Annotated in this window: 19 protein-coding genes; 8 read left to right on the forward strand and 11 right to left on the reverse strand. The window is 36.5% G+C overall.

Features of this window, described 5'->3' with window-relative positions:
- Positions 1 to 199: 199 nt before the first annotated feature.
- The 10 genes from D9780_RS18235 to rpmH all read right to left on the reverse strand — a co-directional run bounded on the left by D9780_RS18235 (position 200) and on the right by rpmH (position 10,444).
- The gene (locus D9780_RS18235) at positions 200 to 1,039 is read right to left on the reverse strand and encodes a ParB/RepB/Spo0J family partition protein (protein ID WP_073010541.1); all 840 of its coding nucleotides are present in this window, start codon (positions 1,037 to 1,039) and stop codon (positions 200 to 202) included.
- Entirely contained in the window at positions 1,020 to 1,793 is a 774-nt protein-coding gene (locus D9780_RS18240; protein WP_121641114.1) for a ParA family protein, read from the reverse strand. The genes D9780_RS18235 and D9780_RS18240 overlap by 20 nt, the downstream gene beginning before the upstream one ends.
- Before the next feature lie 355 nt (positions 1,794 to 2,148).
- Positions 2,149 to 3,033: a nucleoid occlusion protein gene (noc, locus tag D9780_RS18245; protein WP_121641115.1), complete on the reverse strand. Its 885-nt coding sequence runs from the start codon at positions 3,031 to 3,033 to the stop codon at positions 2,149 to 2,151.
- A gap of 575 nt (positions 3,034 to 3,608) precedes the next feature.
- Complete coding sequence (gene rsmG / locus D9780_RS18250; protein ID WP_121641116.1) at positions 3,609 to 4,325, reverse strand: 16S rRNA (guanine(527)-N(7))-methyltransferase RsmG; 717 nt, start codon at positions 4,323 to 4,325, stop codon at positions 3,609 to 3,611.
- A 65-nt stretch (positions 4,326 to 4,390) separates the two neighbouring features.
- On the reverse strand, positions 4,391 to 6,277 hold the full coding sequence (mnmG, locus tag D9780_RS18255) for a tRNA uridine-5-carboxymethylaminomethyl(34) synthesis enzyme MnmG (RefSeq protein WP_073010551.1): 1,887 nt from the start codon (positions 6,275 to 6,277) through the stop codon (positions 4,391 to 4,393).
- A 30-nt stretch (positions 6,278 to 6,307) separates the two neighbouring features.
- Positions 6,308 to 7,684 (reverse strand): tRNA uridine-5-carboxymethylaminomethyl(34) synthesis GTPase MnmE, encoded by a 1,377-nt coding sequence (gene mnmE, locus D9780_RS18260; RefSeq protein WP_121641117.1) that lies wholly within the window; start codon positions 7,682 to 7,684, stop codon positions 6,308 to 6,310.
- 523 nt (positions 7,685 to 8,207) lie between these two features.
- On the reverse strand, positions 8,208 to 8,822 hold the full coding sequence (gene jag / locus D9780_RS18265; protein ID WP_073010556.1) for an RNA-binding cell elongation regulator Jag/EloR: 615 nt from the start codon (positions 8,820 to 8,822) through the stop codon (positions 8,208 to 8,210).
- Positions 8,819 to 9,586 (reverse strand): YidC family membrane integrase SpoIIIJ, encoded by a 768-nt coding sequence (gene spoIIIJ / locus D9780_RS18270; protein ID WP_073010559.1) that lies wholly within the window; start codon positions 9,584 to 9,586, stop codon positions 8,819 to 8,821. The genes jag and spoIIIJ overlap by 4 nt, the downstream gene beginning before the upstream one ends.
- Positions 9,587 to 9,761: 175 nt before the next feature.
- The gene (gene rnpA / locus D9780_RS18275; protein WP_073010562.1) at positions 9,762 to 10,106 is read right to left on the reverse strand and encodes a ribonuclease P protein component; all 345 of its coding nucleotides are present in this window, start codon (positions 10,104 to 10,106) and stop codon (positions 9,762 to 9,764) included.
- Between the two features lie 203 nt (positions 10,107 to 10,309).
- On the reverse strand, positions 10,310 to 10,444 hold the full coding sequence (gene rpmH, locus D9780_RS18280; RefSeq protein WP_050350585.1) for a 50S ribosomal protein L34: 135 nt from the start codon (positions 10,442 to 10,444) through the stop codon (positions 10,310 to 10,312).
- 1,008 nt (positions 10,445 to 11,452) lie between these two features.
- Between rpmH and dnaA the strand changes: the two genes are divergently transcribed.
- The 8 genes from dnaA to D9780_RS18320 all read left to right on the forward strand — a co-directional run bounded on the left by dnaA (position 11,453) and on the right by D9780_RS18320 (position 22,585).
- On the forward strand, positions 11,453 to 12,793 hold the full coding sequence (dnaA, locus tag D9780_RS18285; RefSeq protein ID WP_073010565.1) for a chromosomal replication initiator protein DnaA: 1,341 nt from the start codon (positions 11,453 to 11,455) through the stop codon (positions 12,791 to 12,793).
- A gap of 568 nt (positions 12,794 to 13,361) precedes the next feature.
- Positions 13,362 to 14,498, forward strand: a complete 1,137-nt coding sequence (gene dnaN / locus D9780_RS18290) for a DNA polymerase III subunit beta (protein WP_121641118.1) — start codon at positions 13,362 to 13,364, stop codon at positions 14,496 to 14,498.
- A 534-nt stretch (positions 14,499 to 15,032) separates the two neighbouring features.
- Positions 15,033 to 15,251 (forward strand): S4 domain-containing protein YaaA, encoded by a 219-nt coding sequence (gene yaaA / locus D9780_RS18295; protein WP_121641119.1) that lies wholly within the window; start codon positions 15,033 to 15,035, stop codon positions 15,249 to 15,251.
- A gap of 135 nt (positions 15,252 to 15,386) precedes the next feature.
- Complete coding sequence (gene recF, locus D9780_RS18300) at positions 15,387 to 16,499, forward strand: DNA replication/repair protein RecF (protein WP_121641120.1); 1,113 nt, start codon at positions 15,387 to 15,389, stop codon at positions 16,497 to 16,499.
- A 16-nt stretch (positions 16,500 to 16,515) separates the two neighbouring features.
- Complete coding sequence (gene remB, locus D9780_RS18305) at positions 16,516 to 16,815, forward strand: extracellular matrix regulator RemB (protein ID WP_073010576.1); 300 nt, start codon at positions 16,516 to 16,518, stop codon at positions 16,813 to 16,815.
- Between the two features lie 16 nt (positions 16,816 to 16,831).
- Positions 16,832 to 18,757, forward strand: a complete 1,926-nt coding sequence (gyrB, locus tag D9780_RS18310) for a DNA topoisomerase (ATP-hydrolyzing) subunit B (protein ID WP_121641121.1) — start codon at positions 16,832 to 16,834, stop codon at positions 18,755 to 18,757.
- 132 nt (positions 18,758 to 18,889) lie between these two features.
- The gene (gene gyrA, locus D9780_RS18315; RefSeq protein ID WP_121641122.1) at positions 18,890 to 21,379 is read left to right on the forward strand and encodes a DNA gyrase subunit A; all 2,490 of its coding nucleotides are present in this window, start codon (positions 18,890 to 18,892) and stop codon (positions 21,377 to 21,379) included.
- Between the two features lie 138 nt (positions 21,380 to 21,517).
- A complete protein-coding gene (locus D9780_RS18320; RefSeq protein WP_121641123.1) occupies positions 21,518 to 22,585 on the forward strand; it encodes an HD-GYP domain-containing protein in 1,068 nt (355 codons plus the stop codon).
- Positions 22,586 to 22,720: 135 nt separating this feature from the next.
- Here the strand turns inward: D9780_RS18320 and D9780_RS18325 are convergent, their stop codons facing one another.
- Entirely contained in the window at positions 22,721 to 23,668 is a 948-nt protein-coding gene (locus D9780_RS18325) for a YaaC family protein (protein WP_073010587.1), read from the reverse strand.
- Positions 23,669 to 23,815: the final 147 nt, after the last annotated feature.

Genomic DNA, 23,815 nt, shown 5'->3' on the forward strand with positions numbered 1-23,815 from the left:
GTGCCTTTCAACAAAGTGATTACATTTTAGAAAAATTTGGCTTGTCGCCAAGTCTTATGGCGAATGGCATCGTTTTTCTTATATTATAACCCCTGAAATTTTATACTTTCGTATAATGTAAAACGAAAGACTGACAATATTGTCAGTCTCTACTTATTTCTAATGTTATCCTAGTCAGAAACAACTCTAAAAACAGGAACTATTCATTTTCAAGCGTATCAATAATACGCTGTAAATCGTTATCGTTATAAAATTCTATCTCAATTTTACCTTTCCGTTTGCCACGTTGAATGGTTACAGCAGTTCCAAACCTTTCTCTAAGAAACGTTTCTCTCTCTTGAATAAATACATCTTTCTTTGGTTTTTCTTTTTGTTTTACAGGCTTTTCGTTCAATTGAACGATCAATTTTTCTACCTGTCTTACATTTAATTTTTCTTTTCGTATTTTTTGTACTAAGGCTTGAACTTTTGTTTTATCCTTCAGACCCAGTATAGCACGCCCATGCCCCATGGAAAGCTCTCCATTATTTATGTAGGCAATAACGGACTCAGGTAAAGAAAGCAATCGTACCATATTAGCGATGTGTGATCTACTTTTTCCTAACCGTTTCGATAATTCTTCCTGTGTAATGTTTAATTCGTTCATTAAGTTAGCATACGCATGGGCCTCTTCGATAGGAGTTAAATCCTCTCGCTGCAAGTTTTCCAATAAAGCCAGTTCCATCATTTTATCATCGGTTAAGTCTTTAATAATGACTGGTATCTTATCTAGTCCTGCCTCTTTAGCTGCACGATATCTTCTTTCTCCTACGACAATTTCATAGCCTTTAATGCTCGCTCGAACAATCAAAGGCTGAATAATACCGTACTCAAGAATAGATTCTTTTAACTCTTCAATAGCGTCTGCGTGAAAAGTTTTTCGAGGCTGATATGGATTTGGACGGCACTCAGAAATAGCAATTTCCTCAATAACATCATCTTGTTTTTCCTCAACCTCTGGAAAGAAAGCATTAATTCCTTTACCTAACCCTTTCGCCATTGGCTATCACTTCCTTCGCTAACTCAAGATATACTTCTGCACCTTTTGACTTTGCATCATAAGTAATAATTGGCAAACCATGACTTGGAGCTTCTCCTAATCTTACATTTCTTGGAATTATTGTTTGATAGACTTTGTCTTGAAAATATTTTTTCACTTCTTCAATAACTTGTAAGCCTAAATTGGTTCTAGCATCAAGCATAGTTAATAACACTCCTTCAATCATAAGTGTTTTATTAAGATGCTTTTGTACTAGTCTAATGGTGTTTAGCAACTGACTTAGCCCTTCCAATGCGTAATACTCACATTGTACTGGAATAATGACAGAGTCAGAAGCAGTTAGTGCATTTAAAGTCAATAACCCAAGTGATGGAGGGCAATCAATGATAATGTAATCATAGTCTAGCTTCAGATTCTCTAATGATTTTTTAAGCCGTATTTCTCTAGATATTGTTGGCACCAACTCTATCTCTGCCCCAGCTAATTGGATAGTAGCAGGTATAATATCTAAATTGTCAATCGTTGTAGAAATACATACTTCTTCCGCAGGTAAATCTTCTACAAGGACATTATAAATACAATGTTTTACATCTGCTTTATTTACACCTGTTCCACTCGTAGCGTTACCTTGCGGGTCTACATCTACAAGAAGAACCTTATTTCCTAAATGTGCTAAACAAGCACTTAAATTAACAGATGATGTTGTTTTTCCTACGCCACCTTTCTGGTTAGCGATGGACATTATTTTTCCCATGTTGACACCTACCTAAAACGATATACTATCTATTTTATCATTTTTTCTTCTAAATAGCTGACTAATTTTAATTTTGTTAGCGATTCGTAATTTTAGTAGATACATAATTCTTAAGAAATACATGGTTTGCCATAAAAACACCGTCATTTTTCTTTTACAATAAACGTAAATAGTGAAAAACACCCACCTTTGTAGAGATGGGTTACCTGTAGAAAAACTGGCTTACCATCAAATTTCTATGGAGGAGCCAGTTTTCTTATATTATAAATCAAAGGATCTTATATTTTCCTATAGTATAAGTATGATCCTTCTCTGAAACGATACGGTGACCATTAAACTTAAATATATAAATGAATTATTTCTTCTTTGGAATTTTAATCGTGATTTGGTAATAATCTTCTAAATCTTGTTCATCAGACTCAACTTCAACACCTGTATCAGAAACCATGTTAAGGGATTGACGTATCGTATTCATTGCAATACGAATATCCTTATTAAAACCTTTTCGTTTAGCTGTATTCCTTTTTGCGGGTTTTTCTTTCCGCTCATTTATTTTTGCTATTTTATCTTCGGTTTGCTTTACATTTAAATGATTTTCAATGATTTCTTGTAATAATTTAATTTGTTCCTCTTCATCACTTAATTTAATGAGGGCTCGAGCATGCCTCTCTGTGATATATTTTCCTAGCAATGCTTCTTGAACTGCTTGCGGCAATTTAAGTAATCGTAACTTATTTGCAATGGTTGATTGGTTTTTTCCTAATCGTTGAGCAAGCGCTTCTTGGGTTAAATCATGAATTTCTAATAGTTGCGCATACGCTGTTGCCTCTTCGATAACAGTTAGTTCCTCACGTTGTAAATTCTCTATAAGGGCAACGGAAGCAGTCTCTGTGTCCGTCATTTCTTTGACAATAGCAGAAATATGTTCCCATCCTAAGGACTCCACCGCTCGCCATCTTCTTTCCCCAGCAATAATTTCATAATGTTGTTCTGCCTGGTCATTTTCATCCAAATGCCTAACGATAATTGGTTGGATCATACCATGTGTTTGTATCGTTTGAGCAAGTTCTTTTATCTTTTCTTCACTAAAAATAGACCTAGGCTGATAACGATTAGGTTTTATATTTTTAACAGGGATCTGTATCACTTCATTGGAGTGAATATCTATACCTGAATCGGAAGCATTTTCCTGTTCAGGTTTATCACCGATTCCAAAAAAACGGTTAAAGGGCTTCACCATAATCCCACACCACCTCTATTTTACTATTATAATATGATCTATGTATAAAATATAAAATGTTTCACGTGGAACATTCTATATGGAATAACTATAAATATTATAGCACAGGAAAAGCGCTTATAAAGCGAAACTTGTTTCTCTCTATCTCCTTTTCTTGTTTAAATAGAAGATAGATAGAGTAAGCGAAAAAATATATATCTTACTGAACGAATAAATTGAATATTTAATCTATATAATCTTTTCTTATCATTCGATCATTTACGAAGCAGAATTATAATTTAAAATAGCGCTTCGGCTCTATATATAAAAGTAGCCGTATAAGAAAAAACGCAGCAGCAAACTGCTAGCGCTATACGAAATTATTACTTGGTCACAAACACGTATATGGCTTTATTTTACCATATATATATTAGGAAAAATACTCATTCATCAGCCGGATTTTTTCATCCCTTCATTGCTAGAGCAATGAAGATGCTGCTATCCCCCATTTTGACTTTCCTTCCATTCATACAGCGGGAGCCTTACAACACCTTCTATCCAGGATAGATCCTAACCATTAGAAGCGTGAATCACACTCATTCAATTGGCTCTTTATTTGGAAGTCCAGCTTTTCGTGGATATTTTTTAGGTGTTTTCCTTGCTTTATATATTTCAATAATAGAGCGTTCACTATCTTCCTCAGGCAACGTAAACGTGTACATTTGTTTTAATTCCCCACCCAAAACCTCAATCGCAGGCTTAGCTAATTCTATCTCCTCCCCTGCTTTTGCGCCTTTCATTGCCAAAAAAGTTCCTTGTTTTTTTGTAAGAGGTAAACAAAGTTCACTTAATACAGACATACGAGCAACCGCCCTTGCAGTTACTACGTCAAAAGTTTCCCGAAAAGATGCATTTTTACCCATGTTTTCCGCTCGGTCATGATAAAAGGCGACTTTTTCTAACGACAAAGCAGTGGATAATTCATTTAAAAATCCAATTCGCTTCTTCAATGAATCAACAATAGTAATTTGTAAATGTGGAAAGCAAATTTTTAACGGAATACTAGGAAAACCTGCCCCTGCACCAACATCACAAATTGATTGTACTTGTTTGAAATCAAAATAAAATGCTGCACTGATGGAATCATAAAAATGTTTTAAATAAACATCGGCTTCCTCCGTTAAACCAGTTAAGTTGATTTTTTCGTTCCATTCAATTAATGTTGAAAAATAAATGGAAAATTGTTCCTTTTGATATGTGGTTAACTTTATTCCTTTTTCCTCTAATACTTGAAAGAATTGTTCTCGGTTCATGCTTCTACTCCTTATGTAGATAAAAGCAGACTTAGCTACTTATAAGCTAAATCTGCTTACTATCATTAATTAGCCAGACGCGCTATATTTCCTTGCTCCATATAAACAACTAAAATAGATATATCAGCTGGGTTTACTCCAGAAATACGCGATGCTTGCCCGACAGAGAGTGGACGGACTTTTTTTAGCTTCTCTTTCGCTTCTGTAGCTATACCACTAATTGCATCATAATCAATATCTTCTGGTATTTTCTTTTCTTCCATTTTCAGCATGCGTGCCACTTGATCATTCGCCTTTTTAATATATCCCTCATATTTAATTTGAATACCGACTTGTTCCGTAACATCATGTGGAAGTGACGGATCAGCATGAATAATTGGTGCTAATAAGTCATACGACAGCTCTGGTCGCTTTAAAAGATCATATGCTTTTACAGCTTCTTTCATCTTTGATGCCCCAGCTGTTTCTAAAAATGCATTTACTTCCTCTGTAGGCTTAATGATTAATTTTTGCAATCGTTTCTTTTCTTCTTCTACGAGGCGATATTTTTCCTTAAATGCAGCATAACGCTCTTCCGTAATTAAGCCTAGCTCATAGCCTAGCTCTGTCATACGAAAGTCAGCATTGTCATGTCTTAATAGTAAGCGATACTCTGCACGAGATGTTAATAGTCGATACGGTTCATTTGTTCCTTTTGTCACTAAATCATCTATAAGCACACCAATATAAGCTTGTGATCGATCTAAAATGACTGGATCTTTCCCCAATACTTTTGCAGCGGCATTAATACCAGCCATAATCCCTTGAGCTGCTGCCTCTTCATAACCAGAAGTACCATTAATTTGCCCCGCCGTAAATAAACCGGGGATTTTCTTTGTTTCCAGTGTCGGCCATAGCTGTGTTGGTACAATTGCATCATATTCAATCGCATAGCCCGCTCGCATAATTTCAGCATGCTCTAACCCTTCTACACTTCTTACCATGCCATGCTGTACAGATTCAGGTAAAGAAGTCGATAGCCCTTGTACATACACTTCTTCTGTATCTCTTCCTTCTGGCTCTAAGAAAATTTGATGGCGAGGCTTGTCGTTAAAGCGGACAATTTTATCCTCAATAGACGGACAATATCTCGGACCTGTTCCCCGTTTCATTCCAGAATACATAGCAGAAAGGGAGAGGTTCTCATTGATAATTTCATGCGTGAATTCATTCGTATACGTTAACCAGCATGGAATTTGATCTGTAATATATTCTGTTGTTTCATATGAAAAACTGCGGGGTGTCTCATCTCCCGGCTGGATTTCTGTTTTTGAATAATCAATCGTATGGCTATTTACACGTGGAGGTGTACCTGTTTTAAAACGCGTAATTTCAAGACCTAGTTCTTCTAGGTTTTCGGACAATTTAATCGTTGGTCGTTGATTATTTGGACCACTTTCATATTCCAAATCTCCCATAAGCACTTTCCCTCGCATAAACGTTCCTGTCGTAATAATGACGGTTTCTGCACGATAGAAAGCATTGGTTTCGGTAACAACTCCCTTACAGACACCATCTTCAACTACTAAACGATCTACCATTCCTTGGCGCAATGTAAGGTTTTTCTCATTCTCTACAATATTTTTCATTTCCTTAATATACATAGGTTTATCTGCTTGCGCCCGAAGCGCTTGAACGGCAGGCCCTTTTCCTGTATTTAGCAAACGCATTTGAATATGCGTTTTATCAATCACTTTACCCATGACACCACCTAGTGCGTCAATTTCCCTTACAACAATCCCTTTTGCTGGTCCTCCAATAGATGGATTACATGGCATAAATGCGATCATATCTAAATTAAGTGTGAGCATTAATGTTTTTGCTCCCATTTTAGCAGCCGCAAGCCCAGCCTCTACACCTGCGTGACCTGCACCGACCACGACTACATCATAATGTCCTGCATCATAAGTCATTGGTCTCATCCTTTCTAAATTAAAGTAACTTTATTTTCCGAGACAAAATTGTGAGAAAAGCTGATCAATAAGGCTGTCACTTGCAGTATCCCCGATGATTTCACCTAGTAATTCCCACGTTCTTGTTACATCTATTTGTACAACATCTAACGGTAGTCCAAGTTCTAAGCCTTCCATCGCATCTTCTAATGCTTGTTTGGCTTGTTTCAGCAGTTGAATATGGCGGACGTTCGAAACATATGTGAGGTCGCCCGTATCAATATCACCAGCGAAAAAAGTTTTTGCGATGGCTTCTTCTAATTCATTTACCCCTTCTTCTTTCACCAAGGAAGTAATAACAATTGGTTTTTCTGCAGCCAATTCATAAACACGGTCTAAATCTAATTTTTGCTCTAAATCCGTTTTATTAATAATAACGATGTAATCTAAGCCTTCTATTGCTTTAAATAACTTTTCATCTTCTTCTGATAGCACATCATTATAGTTTAGTACAAATAAAATTAAATCCGATTCTTTTAGAACTTGACGAGATCGTTCTACGCCAATTTTTTCCACAATGTCTTCTGTTTCACGAATCCCAGCGGTATCTACTAACCGTAAAGGAACCCCTCTTACACTAACATATTCTTCAATAATATCGCGAGTCGTTCCTGGAACTTCTGTAACAATTGCTTTATTCTCTTGAACAAGTGTATTCATTAGGGACGACTTGCCAACATTTGGCCGTCCTATAATCGCTGTTGCTAAACCTTCTCGTAAAATCTTCCCTTGTTTCGCCACTTGTAGAAGCTCAACGACTTCTTTATACACTTCTTTTGATTTCGTGCGCATCATATCATGGGACATTTCTTCGACGTCATCGTATTCTGGATAATCAATGTTAACCTCTACATGTGCCACTGTTTCCAACAAATCTTGACGTAAACGACGAATAAGCGCAGATAAGCGACCGTCCATCTGCTTTAATGCAACGGACATGGCTTTGTCTGTTTTCGCTCGGATAAGATCCATCACTGCTTCGGCTTGCGATAAATCAATTCTCCCATGTAAAAAAGCACGTTTCGTAAATTCACCAGGCTCAGCTAGTCTAGCTCCTTGGCTTAAAATAATTTCCAATACACGGTTAACCGCAACCATACCCCCGTGACAATTAATTTCTACAACATCTTCGCGGGTAAACGTTTTTGGTGCTCGCATAACGGAAACCATAACTTCCTCAGCAACCTCTTTTGTCTCAGGATCGATTATTTTCCCGTAATGTATTGTATGTGAAGCCACATCACCTAAATTTTTTCCTTTAAAAACATTAGCTGTGATGGAAATAGCCTCAGGACCGCTTAAACGAACAATTGCAATTGCTCCTTCACCAATTGGTGTTGAAATAGCTGTAATTGTATCTGTTTCCATTGCTAATCACCTCCAACCTATACATGGAATATCTATATGAAGTGCATTTTTTTATCGTCACTAACTTAACAGAATAGCACAAAACACAGTTATCCACAACCTTTTTTTCATTTCTTTTTCCCATAAGATTATGCACATGTGGATATCTAATTAAAACTCAACTTTCTTTTTTCACAATCTTGACAAGCATTGGGTACGTGTAAAGAACAAAGGATCGGGGCGCCCGGGTTAGCAACGTAGCGAGTGGAGCGAATCAACGAAAGTTTTAGGAATCATGCTCCTGCAACAGGAGTATGCCGGCGCCCTCCAGCTACCCCGTCTTTAGTCGGGCTTCCTATTTAGAACGAACCGATGATGACTTATTTTAGGTCAATGGAGTGAAGTCGCCTAGTTGCTGGACGTTGTGCCGGATGTGGCTAAATAAATTAGTAATTTTATCCATATCTTAAAAATTTTATCATTTTCTAGACCAATAAAAAATCCTATCTAGTTTTTCAGCTAGATAGGATGTATAGCGTTACTTTTACGGTTGAATAACAATATGTCGATGTGGTTCATTACCGTCAGAATAAGTAGTAATGGCTTTATTTTCCTGTAGTACGTTATGAATAATTTTTCTTTCAAAAGCAGGCATTGGCTCTAAAGCTACCTTTTTATTTAAGCGAACTGCTTTATCTGCCATTCTGTTCGCCAACGCTTCTAATGTTTCTTTACGACGTTCTCGGTATCCTTCTGCATCCAATGTGACTGTGTAAAATTCAGAAGCATTTTTGTTCATTGCCAGATGCAACAAATATTGTAGCGCATTTAACGTCTGACCTCTTTTACCAATCAATAAAGCAATATCATCGCCTGTTACTTCATACGTAACATGATGATCTGTTACAGTCGTCTGCACCGTTGCAGAAACATTCATTTGTTCTAATATTTGCTGCAAATATTTTTCCGTTTTTTCAATTGGATTTTCAACGATTTTGACTTTAACGTAAGCACGTTTCGTACCAAATACGCCGAACAATCCCTTTTTACCTTCATCAATGACATCAACTTCAACGTGGTCCCTGGTTGTTTTTAACTGCTCTAAAGCTGCCTGGACCGCTTCTTCAACTGTTTGTCCACTAGCAGTTATTTCTCTCACTTTTTGTCTCCTCCATTATTTGCAGCCATCATTGGCTTACGAATAAATAACGTTTGAGCAACCATAAAGATATTCCCTACTACCCAGTATAACGCTAAAGCAGACGGGAAGAAAATAGCAAAGACACCGATCATGATAGGCATAACATAAAGCATAACCATCATTTGCGGATTTTGCGCAGCAGGACTTCCTGCCATCATCAACTTTTGCTGTAGGAATGTCGCCCCACCAGCAATTAATGGTAAAATAAAAAATGGATCTGGTTCCCCTAATTGGAACCATAAAAAGCTATGTGTTTTAATCGTTTCTGTTCGCATAATCGCATGATACATCCCAATTAAAATTGGCATTTGAACGAAAATCGGTAAGCAACCAGCAAGGGGATTTACACCATGCTTTTGGAATAAAGCCATGGTCTCCTGTTGCAACTTTTGCTGCGTATTCGCATCTTTAGAACTATATTTTTGCTGCAGCTCTTTCATCTTTGGCTGAATATCTTGCATCGCCTTCGAGCTTTTTAATTGTTTCACATTTAGTGGCAACAGTAATAAACGAACAATAATTGTTACGAGAACGATTGCCAGTCCATAATTTTCATTAAATAATTCTGCAAAATAAGTGATAAGCCATGAAATTGGATATACGAAGTACTGGTTCCAAATTCCTTCACTTTCACTCGTAATCGGCTCGTTTACTTCTGTACAACCAGATAAAATTGCCAGTAAACCAATAAGTGCCACTAGCAACCAAAACTTTTTACGCAACACATTTCCTCCTAACTCTATATTAAAAAACTAGACTTATCGCCAATTCTTTATAGCGAAAGCTGTCATTTTTCTTATACGATAAACCAAAAAATTTTTATACATTCCTAAAAGACAAGTTTTCTGTCACCTATCGTTATTTTAACTTAAATAAGGGGAAGATTCTATATTAAATTTAGTGATTTTTTAACAAATGTTCTTTATATAACAAATGGGTTAAACTTTTTTTGATCTCCGAAAAGGTCATTTGCTTAGCTGGCTGTCTCGCAATGATAACAATATCATATGGATAAGCAATGTCGTCCTTTAGCTCAAAAAAAGCCTGTCGCAAATATCGCTTAATACGATTTCTTGTTACTGCATTCCCAATTTTTTTACCAACTGATAGACCCATTCGGAAATGCGACTGTCCCTCTTTCTTCACATAATAAATAACGAGCTGACGGTTTGCAAAGGATTTCCCTGCTTTAAAGGCATATTGAAAATCACTATTTTTCTTAATTCGATATTCTTTCTTCAAATTGATCACCTTTACTACATTAAAAACTGCTACGCGGATGGAAGATTCATTCATTCTATGTAAAGAAAATCTTCACCAATGTTACGATTTTATTTAGAAGAACTTAGCTAGTCACCAGCCCGTGGCAGAAAACGCTATCGTTTTTCTGATACGATAAAACACTTTCCTACTAGTGAAAAAAAGACCACTGATGGTTCAGTGGTCTATGCTGACAAGACTTTTCTACCCTTACGACGACGACGAGCAATTACTTTACGACCATTTTTCGTGCTCATCCGTGTACGGAAGCCGTGTACTTTTTTACGTTTACGATTATTAGGTTGAAACGTTCTTTTCATTTATCTTGCACCTCCCTAAGGGATGAATTATACCATTTCTTAATCCGTCATCAGACAGTCTTTGTAATTATACGTAAAAATAAGGGTATCTGTCAACTTGTTCTTATTAGAAAAACTTGTCTTCTTACAAAATCTTTATAGAGAAAGCCTTCAATTCCACTTTCATTTAATAAACTTCCTTACATATCCACATATGTACCAAGTTTTTCTCGCCATAATTATAACCGCTAAAATTCCAGCACTCTATTTATATACACTTTACTGAGTTTTATAAACAAACAAATTAAATATAGAAATAACCGATACGGAAAAACAGTACGCTAGCTTTTATGAGAAATACCTCTTTCAAATGTATTTGTCCGTCTAGGCGTCCATTTTACGATAGAGTGCTTCTCTGTTTTTCTAAAAATTAGTCTTCATGATCTTCCCAGAATTTTTTTTACATATCCACAGCCTCTGTTGGCAAATATATCCCCCCTCTTCCCTATCCACAACAATTATCGACAAATCATTCACAAAATATAGTGGTGTGGATAAATTTTGTCTACAAGCTATAGACTTTGTGGATAACCATCGAAAGACCATTGCACTTCTTGCTTTTTTCTGATATTATATTTGTGTTTAACCTGTGAAAATAAAAAAAAGCAAATACACTTATACACAGATTGTGGATAAGGTGTGGATACTTATAAACATACTTGTTTTTAAGGTTATCAACAACAATGTGGATATCGTTTATAAGTCTATCTTTCCCTTTTATTGATCATTTATATTTATCCACAGACAAGAAATTACGATATGGAGATTACCATATGCCTTTCCATCTATAAAATTGTTCATGGAACATGGACTATAAGATTGAGAGAGGCTTTTTCTGTCATGTATATGCTACTAACATAGCAAGATGACAAATATTTCATTCTCTGTCGTCAACTCGATTGGTTAACAGCTATATACGGATCAATCAATGAATCATTTATCTACTATTAGAAAGGAGTGAACTCCTGATTGGAAAATATACAAGAAGTATGGACTGCAGCGCTTGAAAAGATAGAAGAAAAAATTAGTAAGCCAAGCTTCGATACGTGGTTAAAAAATACCAAAGCAGAATCTTTGGACAATAATACGCTCATCGTCTCTGCACCCAATGAATTTGCTAGGGATTGGTTAGAAAATCAATATACGAGGCTTATTTCGGAAATCTTAACAGAAATAACTGGAGCTGAAATAGAAGCTAAGTTTATTATTCCTAGTACGACAAAAGATGCAGAATCTGCTCCTACATCAAATCAAGGGAAAGCTAACGAACTTAATGATCACTCTAAATCTTTGTTAAATGCAAAATACACATTTGATACATTTGTTATCGGAGCTGGTAATCGTTTTGCACATGCTGCTTCTTTAGCTGTAGCCGAAGCGCCAGCAAAAGCATATAACCCCTTATTCATCTACGGTGGAGTTGGCTTAGGGAAAACCCATTTGATGCATGCCATCGGTCATTACGTGCAAGATCATAATCCGGAAGCTAAAGTCGTTTATTTGTCTTCAGAAAAATTTACCAATGAATTTATTAACGCCATTATGGATAATAAGACCGTCAATTTTCGCAATAAGTATCGCAATGTAGATATTTTATTAATTGATGATATACAATTTATTGCTGGGAAGGAATCAACACAGGAAGAATTTTTCCATACATTTAATGCACTGCATGATGACAACAAACAAATTATTATCTCTAGTGACAGACCTCCAAAAGAAATTCCTACACTGGAGGATCGACTTCGATCAAGGTTTGAATGGGGATTGATTACGGATATTACTCCACCTGATTTGGAGACTCGAATTGCTATTCTAACTAAAAAAGCTAAAGCAGAAGGTCTTGATATCCCCAATGAAGTAATGCTCTATATTGCAAACCAAATTGATACAAATATCCGTGAATTAGAAGGAGCACTCATTCGTATCGTTGCCTACTCATCGCTGGTTAATCAAGACATCGATGCTTCCCTTGCAGCAGATGCTTTAAAGGATATTATTCCTAGTAATAAACCAAAAGTAGTCACCATTGCTAGTATTCAAGAAATAGTTGGCGAGAGATACAATGTTCGGTTGGAAGATTTTTTAGCTAAAAAACGTACAAAATCCATCGCTTTTCCTCGTCAAATAGCTATGTATTTATCAAGAGAAATGACCGACTCTTCTCTGCCTAAAATTGGAGAGGAATTTGGAGGAAGAGACCATACAACCGTCATTCATGCGCATGAAAAAATATCCAAACTGATCGATAAAGATACACAGCTAGCTAAAGAATTAGAAGAGCTTAAAGAACAAATAAAATCAATGTAGAGTAGCTACTAAATGTCCATGATAGATGCAAATCTATTTCTCTTAACATGTGTTGATGCTTACAGATGACTTAGCTTATTGCCAAGCCTTATGGTGGAACTCGTAGCCCTCCGGCGAGCCCGTCTTTAGTCGACCTTCCTATTTAGAACGAACCGATGATGACTTAGCTTAGAGCAATGGAGTGAAATCGCCTAGTTGCTAGGCGTTGGAGCTGGCCGGAGCCCATTCAGTTATTTGGTTACGCCATAGCATCAAATTTTATACTTTCTTATCTTGAGAAAAAACTTTAGGGTAAGCATCTTCTTAAACACCTTTTTCAACACTAGAATGGATTGCTACTTTATTTTGGCTTGTTAACAATGTGCATAAGGGGTACTTACTTATATACAAGTTATCCACATGTGAATAACTTGTACGAGTTGAATGTTTCCTAGTTTTCCACATACTAACAGGCCTTATTATTATTACTATTATTTTTTATTAATAAATATATATATGTATGCAGGAAATAAACGTACAAAAATGTAAACATAAATATATAGGAAACTTCCATTAGGAGGAAAAATATATGAAATTTGTTATACAGCGAGATCAACTAATGACGGCCGTACAAAACGTCATGAAGGCTATTTCATCTCGTCCAGTTGTCGCTATTTTATCGGGAATAAAGTTGGAAGCAAGAAAAGATGGGATAACATTAACAGGAAGCGACTCTGATATATCTATCGAATCTTATATTCCAGCTGAAGAAGAGGGAATTATTCACGTTGATCATATCGAAGAAGGTAGTATTGTGCTTCAATCCAAATATTTTCCTGATATTGTTCGCAAACTTCCAGAACAAATTGTGGAAATAGAAGTGGATGAAAGTTTAAAAGTAACGATTCGCTCAGGTAAAGCAGAATTTAATCTAAATGGACAAGATGCAGCAGAATATCCACAACTACCTAAATTACAAACAGATGACAGTTTTGAACTCCCAATAGACCTTTTAAAAAGCTTAATTAAACAAACTGTTTTTGCTGTATCAACCATGGAAACAAGACCTATTTTAACTGGAGTGAATATGAGATTAGCTGATCAAACACTCACTTTCTCAGCGACAGATAGTCATCGCTTAGCTTCACGAACCGTTCCCGTAACAGAAACGACGAATGAATTTTCAAATGTGGTTGTGCCAGGAAAAAGTTTGAATGAATTAAATAAAATTATGGATGATAGCGAAGAAAAAATTCAAATCAGTGTAACGAATAACCAGATTTTATTCCGTACGAAGCATTTGCAATTTTTGTCTAGACTACTTGATGGCAATTACCCTGAAACATCACGTTTAATTCCTGATGCGAGTAAAACGATCTTATATGTAAGTACAAAAGATTTATTACATACGATCGATCGAGCATCTTTATTAGCTAAAGAAGAGCGAAACAATGTCGTTCGTTTAACAACGAAAAACAATAACATGGTGGAAATTGCAAGTAACCATCCAGAAATAGGAAATGTCACGGAAGAAGTTTCCATTTCCTCTATAGAAGGTGAAGATTTAAAAATATCGTTTAGTTCAAAATATATGATTGATGCGTTAAAAGTAATTGATTATGAAGAAGTAAAAATTGCTTTTACAGGTGCTATGCGCCCATTTATTATTCAACCAGTTGAAGATGATTCGATTCTCCAATTGATTTTACCCGTACGCACATACTAAACAATAGATAATCAGATGAAATAAGAAGCCGAACAATTATAAACAGATTGTTTGGCTTCTTTGCATTAGAGGATATTGAACAAAGGTTCAGGCGCCCGGTTAGCAACGTAGCGACTGGAACGAATGAACTAAAGTTTTAAGAATCATGGTGAGGCACGAACCGATGGTGACTTATCGTAGGGCAATGGAGTGAAATCTCCTAGTTGCTTGGCGCTGGAGCAGTACGTGTCTATTTCGTTGAATCCGTATGCCAAAGCAACAAATTTTATGCTTTCCTATAGTTAAAAAAGGTTTACAAGTTATTTCACACCTGAATAAAGCTACAAACAGCTTTTACAAACAGATTTAAAGCCTTACAGAGACTTTATTTCAGAAAAGAAGTAGGATACCTTTCCTTAAAGGCAAATCTTTAGTAAAATAGGAATATGAGAGATTGAGCGTCATTCTTTTACATCGTTATATATTGAAAAGACTGTTAACGTGCAATAGAAATTACAAAAAACATTATTAAGAAAAGAAAATGAGTGATAAACAATGTGTGAGAAAATAATGATTCAAACGGAATATATCCAATTGGGGCAATTTATAAAATTAATAAATGTCTTAGACTCTGGCGGTATGGTCAAAACATATTTACAAGATGTAGGTGTACTTGTAAATGGCGAGCGTGAACATCGTCGTGGGAGAAAGTTATATGCTGGTGATAAGGTAGAAATAGATGAAGTTGGATGTTTCCAAGTGGACCGAGAATAGATATTTTCAAACCGTTCATAGTTAGTTGCCACCAACAATAATGTTTTAGCTTCCACCATAATGAACCTGCATTATTTTACAAGCTAAGAGGCTGTAAAACCTAGCGAACTATTTCCTGAATAAAGAGGATGAAACATGCATATACAACAACTCCAATTAAAAAATTATCGCAATTATGAAAGCCTAGATATGACTTTTGACCATGCAATTAATGTGATTATAGGCGAAAATGCACAAGGGAAGACAAACTTAATGGAGGCTATTTACCTATTAGCGTTTACGAAATCCCATCGTACTCCCAGGGAAAAGGAACTAGTTAAATGGGAAGAAGAGTATGCTAAAATAGAAGGTAGAGTGACCAAACGAAATCAGTCTTTTCCGCTTGAAATTGTCATTTCCGCAAAAGGGAAAAAGGCAAAATTAAATCGCATGGAGCAAAAGAAATTAAGTGACTACATTGGAGCCTTTAATGTCGTAATGTTTGCTCCAGAGGATTTAACGCTTGTCAAAGGTGCACCTCAAATTCGCAGACGGTTTATGGACATGGAACTAGGTCAAATCCAACCGCGCTATATTTATCATCTAGGCCAGTTTCAAAAGATTCTTAAACAGCGGAATCACGTATTAAAGCAATTACAACGACAATCTACCCAAGATCGAACGATGTTGTACGTTTTAACCGATCAGCTTATTGAACATGCCGCAACTTTATTAGAAAGGCGGTTTGTTTTTTTGACTTTGCTAAGAAAATGGGCTAGTCCAATTCATTATGGTATAAGCCGTCAGTTAGAAACGTTGCATATTGCTTACGATCCGACAATAGACGTATCAGAAGAAGCGAATAAGGGAAAAATAGCAGATATATATAATCGTAAATTTAGCGAAATTGAAGATAAAGAGATCGATCGAGGAACAACGTTAATTGGTCCCCATCGAGATGATTTATTATTTTATGTGAATGATAAAAATGTCCAAATTTACGGTTCACAAGGTCAACAACGTACGACAGCTTTAGCGGTTAAATTAGCGGAAATTGAATTAATTTATAACGAAGTCGGGGAATATCCGATCTTACTGCTAGATGATGTCTTAAGCGAACTAGATGATTACCGACAGTCCCATTTATTAGAAACTATTCAAGGAAAGGTACAAACCTTTGTCTCCACCACAAGTGTAGATGGTATTCAGCATGAAACATTAAACCAAGCAGCCATTTTTCGGGTGAAGGATGGGAAAGTAGAATCTTAAATACGGGGGAATCGTCATGTTTATCCATATTGGAAATGACCATGTGATACGTTCCAATGATGTTATTGCAATTATTGATTACCATCTAATTTCATCATCAACGATAATGGAAGAATTTATGGCAGCGGCTTCTACAGAAAAAAAATTAGAAGGTACACAGGAAGAAGCGAAATCCGTCATGATAACAAAAGATTGCATTTATTATAGCTCCTTATCTGTATCTACACTGAAAAAAAGAGCAAGTATGATTTCAACGATTAGTAAGCTTGATGATTTTTCAGATGATATAAAAGAATTGGAATCGGAAGAAGTATAGAAATGGAAGTGAGAACATGTCAATGGAAGATAAAGTCATGAAGGAACAGGCGTATGATGCAGACCAGATTCAAGTTTTGGAAGGTTTAGAAGCTGTACGAAAACGACCTGGAATGTACATTGGATCAACAAGTGAAAAGGGATTACATCATCTCGTATGGGAAATTGTAGACAACAGTATTGATGAAGCTTTAGCCGGTTATTGTGATCACATTGAAGTATTTATTGAAAAAGATAATAGCATTACGGTTAAAGATAATGGGCGTGGAATACCTGTTGATATTCAGAAAAAAACAGGTAGACCAGCGTTAGAAGTTATTATGACCGTACTACACGCCGGCGGTAAATTTGGCGGTGGCGGTTATAAGGTTTCTGGAGGCCTCCATGGTGTTGGTGCTTCCGTCGTAAACGCCCTTTCTTCAAGTTTAGAAGTTTATGTTCACCGAGACAACAACATTCATTTCTTACGGTTTGAAAAAGGTGTCCCTCAAGGGGAAATAAAGGTTATTGGCGAGACAGATATTACTGGTACCATTGTTCATTTTACGCCAGACCCCACTATTTTTGATGAAACGACAGAATATGATTTTGATACATTAGTACAGCGACTTCGTGAATTGGCATTTTTAAATAAAGGTTTGACAATAACCATTGAAGATAAACGTACGGATAAGGAGCCTGTTAGCTACTGTTATGAAGGTGGTATTTGTTCTTATGTAGAGTTTATTAATCAAACAAAAGAAGCCCTGCATGAGCCTTTCTACGCAGAAGGAGAAGACCAAGGAATTGCTGTAGAAATAGCACTTCAATATAATGATGGGTTTGCAAGTAATTTATATTCCTTTGCGAATAATATTCATACGTACGAAGGTGGTACACATGAAGCTGGCTTTAAGACGGGGCTAACCCGCGTTATTAATGACTATGCCAGAAAGAATAATCTATTTAAAGAAAACGATCCAAATCTATCTGGGGAAGATGTCCGTGAAGGTTTGACAGCAATTGTTTCTGTTAAACATCCAAATCCACAATTTGAGGGACAAACGAAAACGAAATTAGGAAATAGTGAAGTTCGAACAGTGACAGATTCTGTTTTTAGTGAACTATTTTCTAAGTTTTTATTTGAAAACCCTACTGTAGCTAAAATTATTGTAGAAAAAGGATTAATGGCTTCTAGAGCACGTGACGCAGCTAAAAAAGCACGAGAATTAACACGTAGAAAAGGCGCTTTAGAAGTATCTAATTTACCTGGGAAATTAGCAGACTGTGCTTCTAAGGATGCGTCCATTAGTGAATTGTACATTGTAGAGGGAGACTCAGCTGGAGGTTCCGCAAAGCAAGGTCGAGATCGGCATTTTCAAGCTATTTTACCTTTAAGAGGAAAAATTTTAAACGTGGAGAAAGCACGTTTAGATAAAATCTTGTCGAACAATGAAGTACGTTCCATTATTACAGCATTAGGAACAGGCATTGGCGAAGATTTCGATATTTCTAAAGCTCGTTATCATAAAATAGTTCTAATGACAGACGCGGATGTAGATGGAGCTCATATTCGTACGCTCTTACTTACTTTCTTTTATCGATATATGCGACCGTTAATCGAGCATGGATATATATATATTGCTCAGCCACCGCTTTATAAAGTTCAGCAAGGAAAAGCTGTTCACTATGCATACAATGATAAAGAAATGGAGCAAATCTTAGCAGAATTGCCAAAAGCGCCTAAGCCTGGATTACAGAGATATAAAGGTCTAGGAGAAATGAATGCGACGCAGCTTTGGGAGACGACGATGAGTCCTGATACGCGTACATTACTACAGGTAGAATTATCTGATGCAATCGATGCGGATCAAATTTTTGATGTACTCATGGGTGATAAAGTAGAACCAAGACGTAACTTTATCCAAGAAAATGCACAATATGTAAAAAATCTTGATATATAAACTGGCAATGGAAAACGAGAAATACTTGGCGATTAGCTAAGTTTTTCTAACACAATTACAAAATGAATCGGATAAAGACATAATACATTTAATTATTGCTTGGTTAGATGAGTAAATGGAGGTAGTCGGATAATGGCGGATCAACAACGTCCAAAAGTACAGGAAATCAATCTCGGAAAAGAGATGCGTACATCATTCCTAGATTATGCTATGAGTGTAATTGTTTCTCGTGCATTGCCTGATGTTCGTGACGGATTAAAACCTGTACATCGTAGAATATTATATGCAATGAATGATTTAGGTATGCATGCAGATAAAGCGTATAAAAAATCAGCACGTATTGTCGGAGAAGTAATTGGTAAGTATCACCCACATGGTGACTCAGCTGTATACGAAGCCATGGTGCGTATGGCACAAGATTTTAGCTATCGTAATATGCTTGTTGATGGGCATGGAAACTTTGGTTCGGTTGATGGCGATTCAGCAGCAGCTATGCGTTACACCGAAGCAAGAATGTCGAAAATTTCCATGGAATTACTAAGAGATATTAATAAAGATACCATTGATTATGTCGATAACTATGATGGTTCGGAAAGAGAACCTGTCGTTTTTCCAGCACGTTTTCCGAATTTGTTAGTGAATGGTGCATCTGGTATTGCGGTAGGTATGGCGACAAACATTCCACCACATAATTTAGGAGAAACGATCGATGCGGTACTCGCATTGAGCAAGCAACCAGATATTACGATTGATGAGTTAATGGGAGAGTATATTCATGGACCTGATTTTCCAACTGCTGGGCAAATTCTTGGTCGTAGTGGGATTCGAAAAGCATATGAAACAGGAAAAGGTTCCATTACCGTTCGCGCAAAAGTAACAATTGAAGAGACAGCGAACGGGAAGCCGAGAATTATCGCTACTGAATTACCTTACCAAGTAAACAAAGCAAAATTGATTGAAAAAATTGCGGAGCTTGTTCGAGACAAGCGCATTGATGGTATAACGGATTTGCGTGATGAATCTGATCGTGACGGGTTAAGAGTCGTTATAGAACTTAGACGTGATGCTAATGCGAATGTTGTTTTAAATAATTTGTACAAGCATACCGCATTGCAAACGACATTTGGCATTAACATGTTAGCACTTGTTGATGGACGTCCAAAAGTGTTAACGATTAAACAATGTTTGGAGCATTATTTAGAGCATCAAAAAGTAATTATAAAACGACGAACAGCATTTGAATTACGCAAAGCAGAAGCAAGGGCACATATTTTAGAAGGATTGCGCATTGCACTTGACCATTTAGATGAAGTGATTACACTCATTCGTAACTCCAAAACGACAGATATTGCCCGTAACGGTTTAATGGAACGTTTTGATTTATCAGAAAAGCAAGCACAAGCCATTCTAGATATGCGTCTGCAACGCTTAACAGGCTTAGAACGCGAAAAAATTGAAGATGAATATAAAGAATTAAAGCAGCTCATTGAAGAATTGAAAGCCATTCTTGCAGATGAAGAAAAGGTTTTAGAAATTATTCGTGAGGAGCTTGCTGAAATCAAAGAACGTTTTAATGATGATCGGCGTACAGAAATCGTAATTGGTGGTAGTGATTTCTTTGAGGATGAAGATTTAATTCCTGAAGAAAATATTGTGATTACGTTAACGCACCAAGGTTATATTAAACGTCTTCCTTCTTCCACTTATCGCACGCAAAATCGCGGTGGCCGTGGTATACAAGGTATGGGAACAAACGAGGATGATTTTGTTGAGCATCTTGTCTCTACTTCAACACATGATACGATTTTATTCTTTACGAATAAAGGAAAAGTATACAAAGCGAAAGGGTATGAGATCCCTGAATTTAGTCGAACGGCAAAAGGAATACCAATTATTAATTTGTTACAAGTAGAAAAAGGCGAGTGGGTCAATGCAGTAATAACTGTTAATGACTATATGGAAAATCAATTTTTATTCTTTACGACGAAGCATGGTATTTCCAAGCGAACTTCGCTAGCGCAATTTGCTAATATCCGAAAAGGTGGTCTAATTGCAGTAGGTCTTAGAGAAGACGATGAACTTATATCTGTACGTCTGACAGATGGAATGAAAGATATCATGATCGCGACGAAAAATGGATATCTCATTCGTTTTCCTGAAGACCAAGTTCGTCCAATGGGAAGAAGTGCGGCAGGTGTAAAAGGTATTTCTTTACGAGAAGATGACGAAGTTGTATCGATGGAGATCCTACAAGAAGATGCGAATATTCTCCACGTAACGAATAAAGGTTTTGGAAAACAAACGCCAGAGTCGGAATACCGCACGACGAACCGCGGTGGGAAAGGTATTTTCACTTGTAATCTAACAGAAAAAACTGGTCACGTTGTTGCAGTTAAGGCGGTTTCTGGAGAAGAAGATTTGATGTTGATTACCGTAGCTGGTGTGCTTATTCGTATTCCAGTTGAAAGTATTTCGGTCACAGGAAGAAATACAATGGGAGTTCGTTTAATTCGTTTGCATGAAGATGAAGAAGTAGCAACAGTTGCTCGAATTGAACCAGATGAAGAAGAAAATACAGAACAAGAGCAAGAACAAGACGAAGCGGAATCGAGCGATGAATAAATCTCAATGAAGCTAATCTACTAGTAGACATGAATGGATTAGATGGTAACGGAGGGAGTCCTCCCTCCAGCCGCTAACCATTGGATAGCAGTTTTAAATTTTTGAAACCGATTACACAAAGGTAGAGGGGGAATTTACTTGTGGGTTGAAACGAATGCACTTTCACCAGGTTGTGTGTTGCTTCGCGATGTGAAAGGCAAATCACACCGTGCTATTATTCCTAAGCATACAGTACTTACAGAGGAACATATTACTGTTTTACATAAGTTTCTCATTGAAAAAGTAGATGTTTCCGAAAAACAGGCTGAAGGTGACAAACAGAAAGAAATACAAACCGAAACGATAAAAGTGGCTACACATCCTACCACATCTTTTTCTAAGCACTATCAACGTACAGTTCAACAATACAAAAAACTATTTGCTAAATGGCAGAGCAGTGCGCGCATTGATATTACAGAAGTTCGTGCTTTCATCATACCATTATTAGATAACATGGAAGAGATAAGTAAGTATGTATTTAAATTGCATCATTATGCTAAAAAAGAAGATTATATTTATCATCATCATATAGCGGTGGCGATATTAGCAGCGTACATTGGTTATAAATCTGAATTTTCTAAAGGAGAATGGTTGCAATTAGGGTTAGGAGGATTGCTGAGTGACTGCGGAATGGCAAGGATAAATCCTACCATTATTGAAAAAGAGACTATGCTAACGGAAGCCGAAATGAATGAAATTAAAAACCATCCAACATATTCCTATCAATTCATTAAAAACGTGCCTATTCTAAAGTCAGACATAAAACAAGCCATTTCACAGCATCATGAACGACTTGATGGTAGCGGGTATCCTTTCGGGTTAACAGAAAGGAAAATCAATCGGTATGCTCGAATCATAGCTATTTGTGATACCTACCATGCAATGACGTGTGAACGTTACTATAAACAAAAGCAGTCTCCTTTCAAAGTTATCGAAGTATTGCAGGCCGAAAAGTTTACAAAGTTAGATCCAGAAATTATTCAGTTATTTATACAAATGATGACACAGTTTTCGATCGGTACGAAGGTGAAGCTATCCAACCAAAAAACAGCGGAAATTGTATTTACGGATGAAAAGAAACCAACTCGTCCTATGGTACGGTTAGAAGATAATCAAATTATTGCTTTAGAAAATTATCCAGACTTATTTATTGAAGTATTATTGTAATGGGAGGACAAAAAGCAGTATAGTTTTAATAGAAACTTTCCTATAGTAGAAAGATAAGGAGCCTCCTTTCTACACGTTTTTCAAAGAAGTCTCCCAGATTTTATGGGTTTTATCCGGTAATTACACATTTTGTTTCTAAATTTTGCGTTGCTTGTATAATTCATTCATAAGTAAAGCTGGTGTTTTCCAAGCTGCCAATTCTAAAAAATGTGATATATAAGGGAAATCAACATCAGCTTTATGGACAAAAAGGTCGCCCCACCATTCCGTTTCATAGCGACCGAGCATACTTAAATTGTAAAGGACTAAGTAGTGAACCATTACCTCATGGATGGGGAAAAAATCTTCCCGATAGACCGGGAAATATAATTCCTTTGAATGTTGTTGCATAAAAAATGGTCCACAAGGCTCTAAAATAGGTTCCTCTACCTCCATTCGAATCTTCTGCTTATCCGTATCTGTATATTTAATAGGAGGAACGTATGCTTGAATTCGCTTTATAAAAGCCGCTTCAGTTAAGTGATAGCTATCTAACAAATGAACTGGAAATTCTAACAGTGGTGATGATATTCTTCCTACAGCTGCTAAATGCGGATTCTGATCTAACTGGAAAACAGGTTGCATTTCGGGAATGAGCGCGAGTAATTTTTGCATACTCCGTTTTTCAAACGGGGTTTCTAGCGCAAATAAATGCTCTGAAAAGTATGGAAAAAGTCCATTATGCTGTATCTTTACTTCATCGTTTAAAAAATGATAATTTTTCTTTTTCTTTTTTCTTGCAGTTACACCATGTGCTAATAAATTTGTTGATTCTGGATAATGAGGACGCTTTGTTAATAAACAAGCTTTAATAAGGTGAACCATGCCGTAAAAATAAAGGATCGGCTGCATAAATAGTTCTGTCTTTCTCCCTTGTTCAAAGAAACGCTTTCCATGGTCCATATAATAGAGAAAAGCGTTGCAATTATGATAACTATTTACTTCTGCATCGACTACATTATTTTTTACATAGCAATGGTGTAAGTAGGATTGAGCTGTTTGCTGCGATTGTAAATAAGTTAAAAAAATATCTTCACGAAGCATATACACACCTTCTAACTATGCAAAAATTTTGAATCCATTTACTTTTTATTTCCTTTAAAATCGGGTTGAAAAAGCTATTTCATTGGCGTATTGTATATAAAAATAGATCTTATTTTAGTTTATCTCAGTACGGATTAACCATACATG

Origin of the sequence: Virgibacillus sp. Bac330, assembly GCF_003667845.1 — a bacterium.
GTDB classification, from domain to species: domain Bacteria; phylum Bacillota; class Bacilli; order Bacillales; family Amphibacillaceae; genus Virgibacillus; species Virgibacillus chiguensis.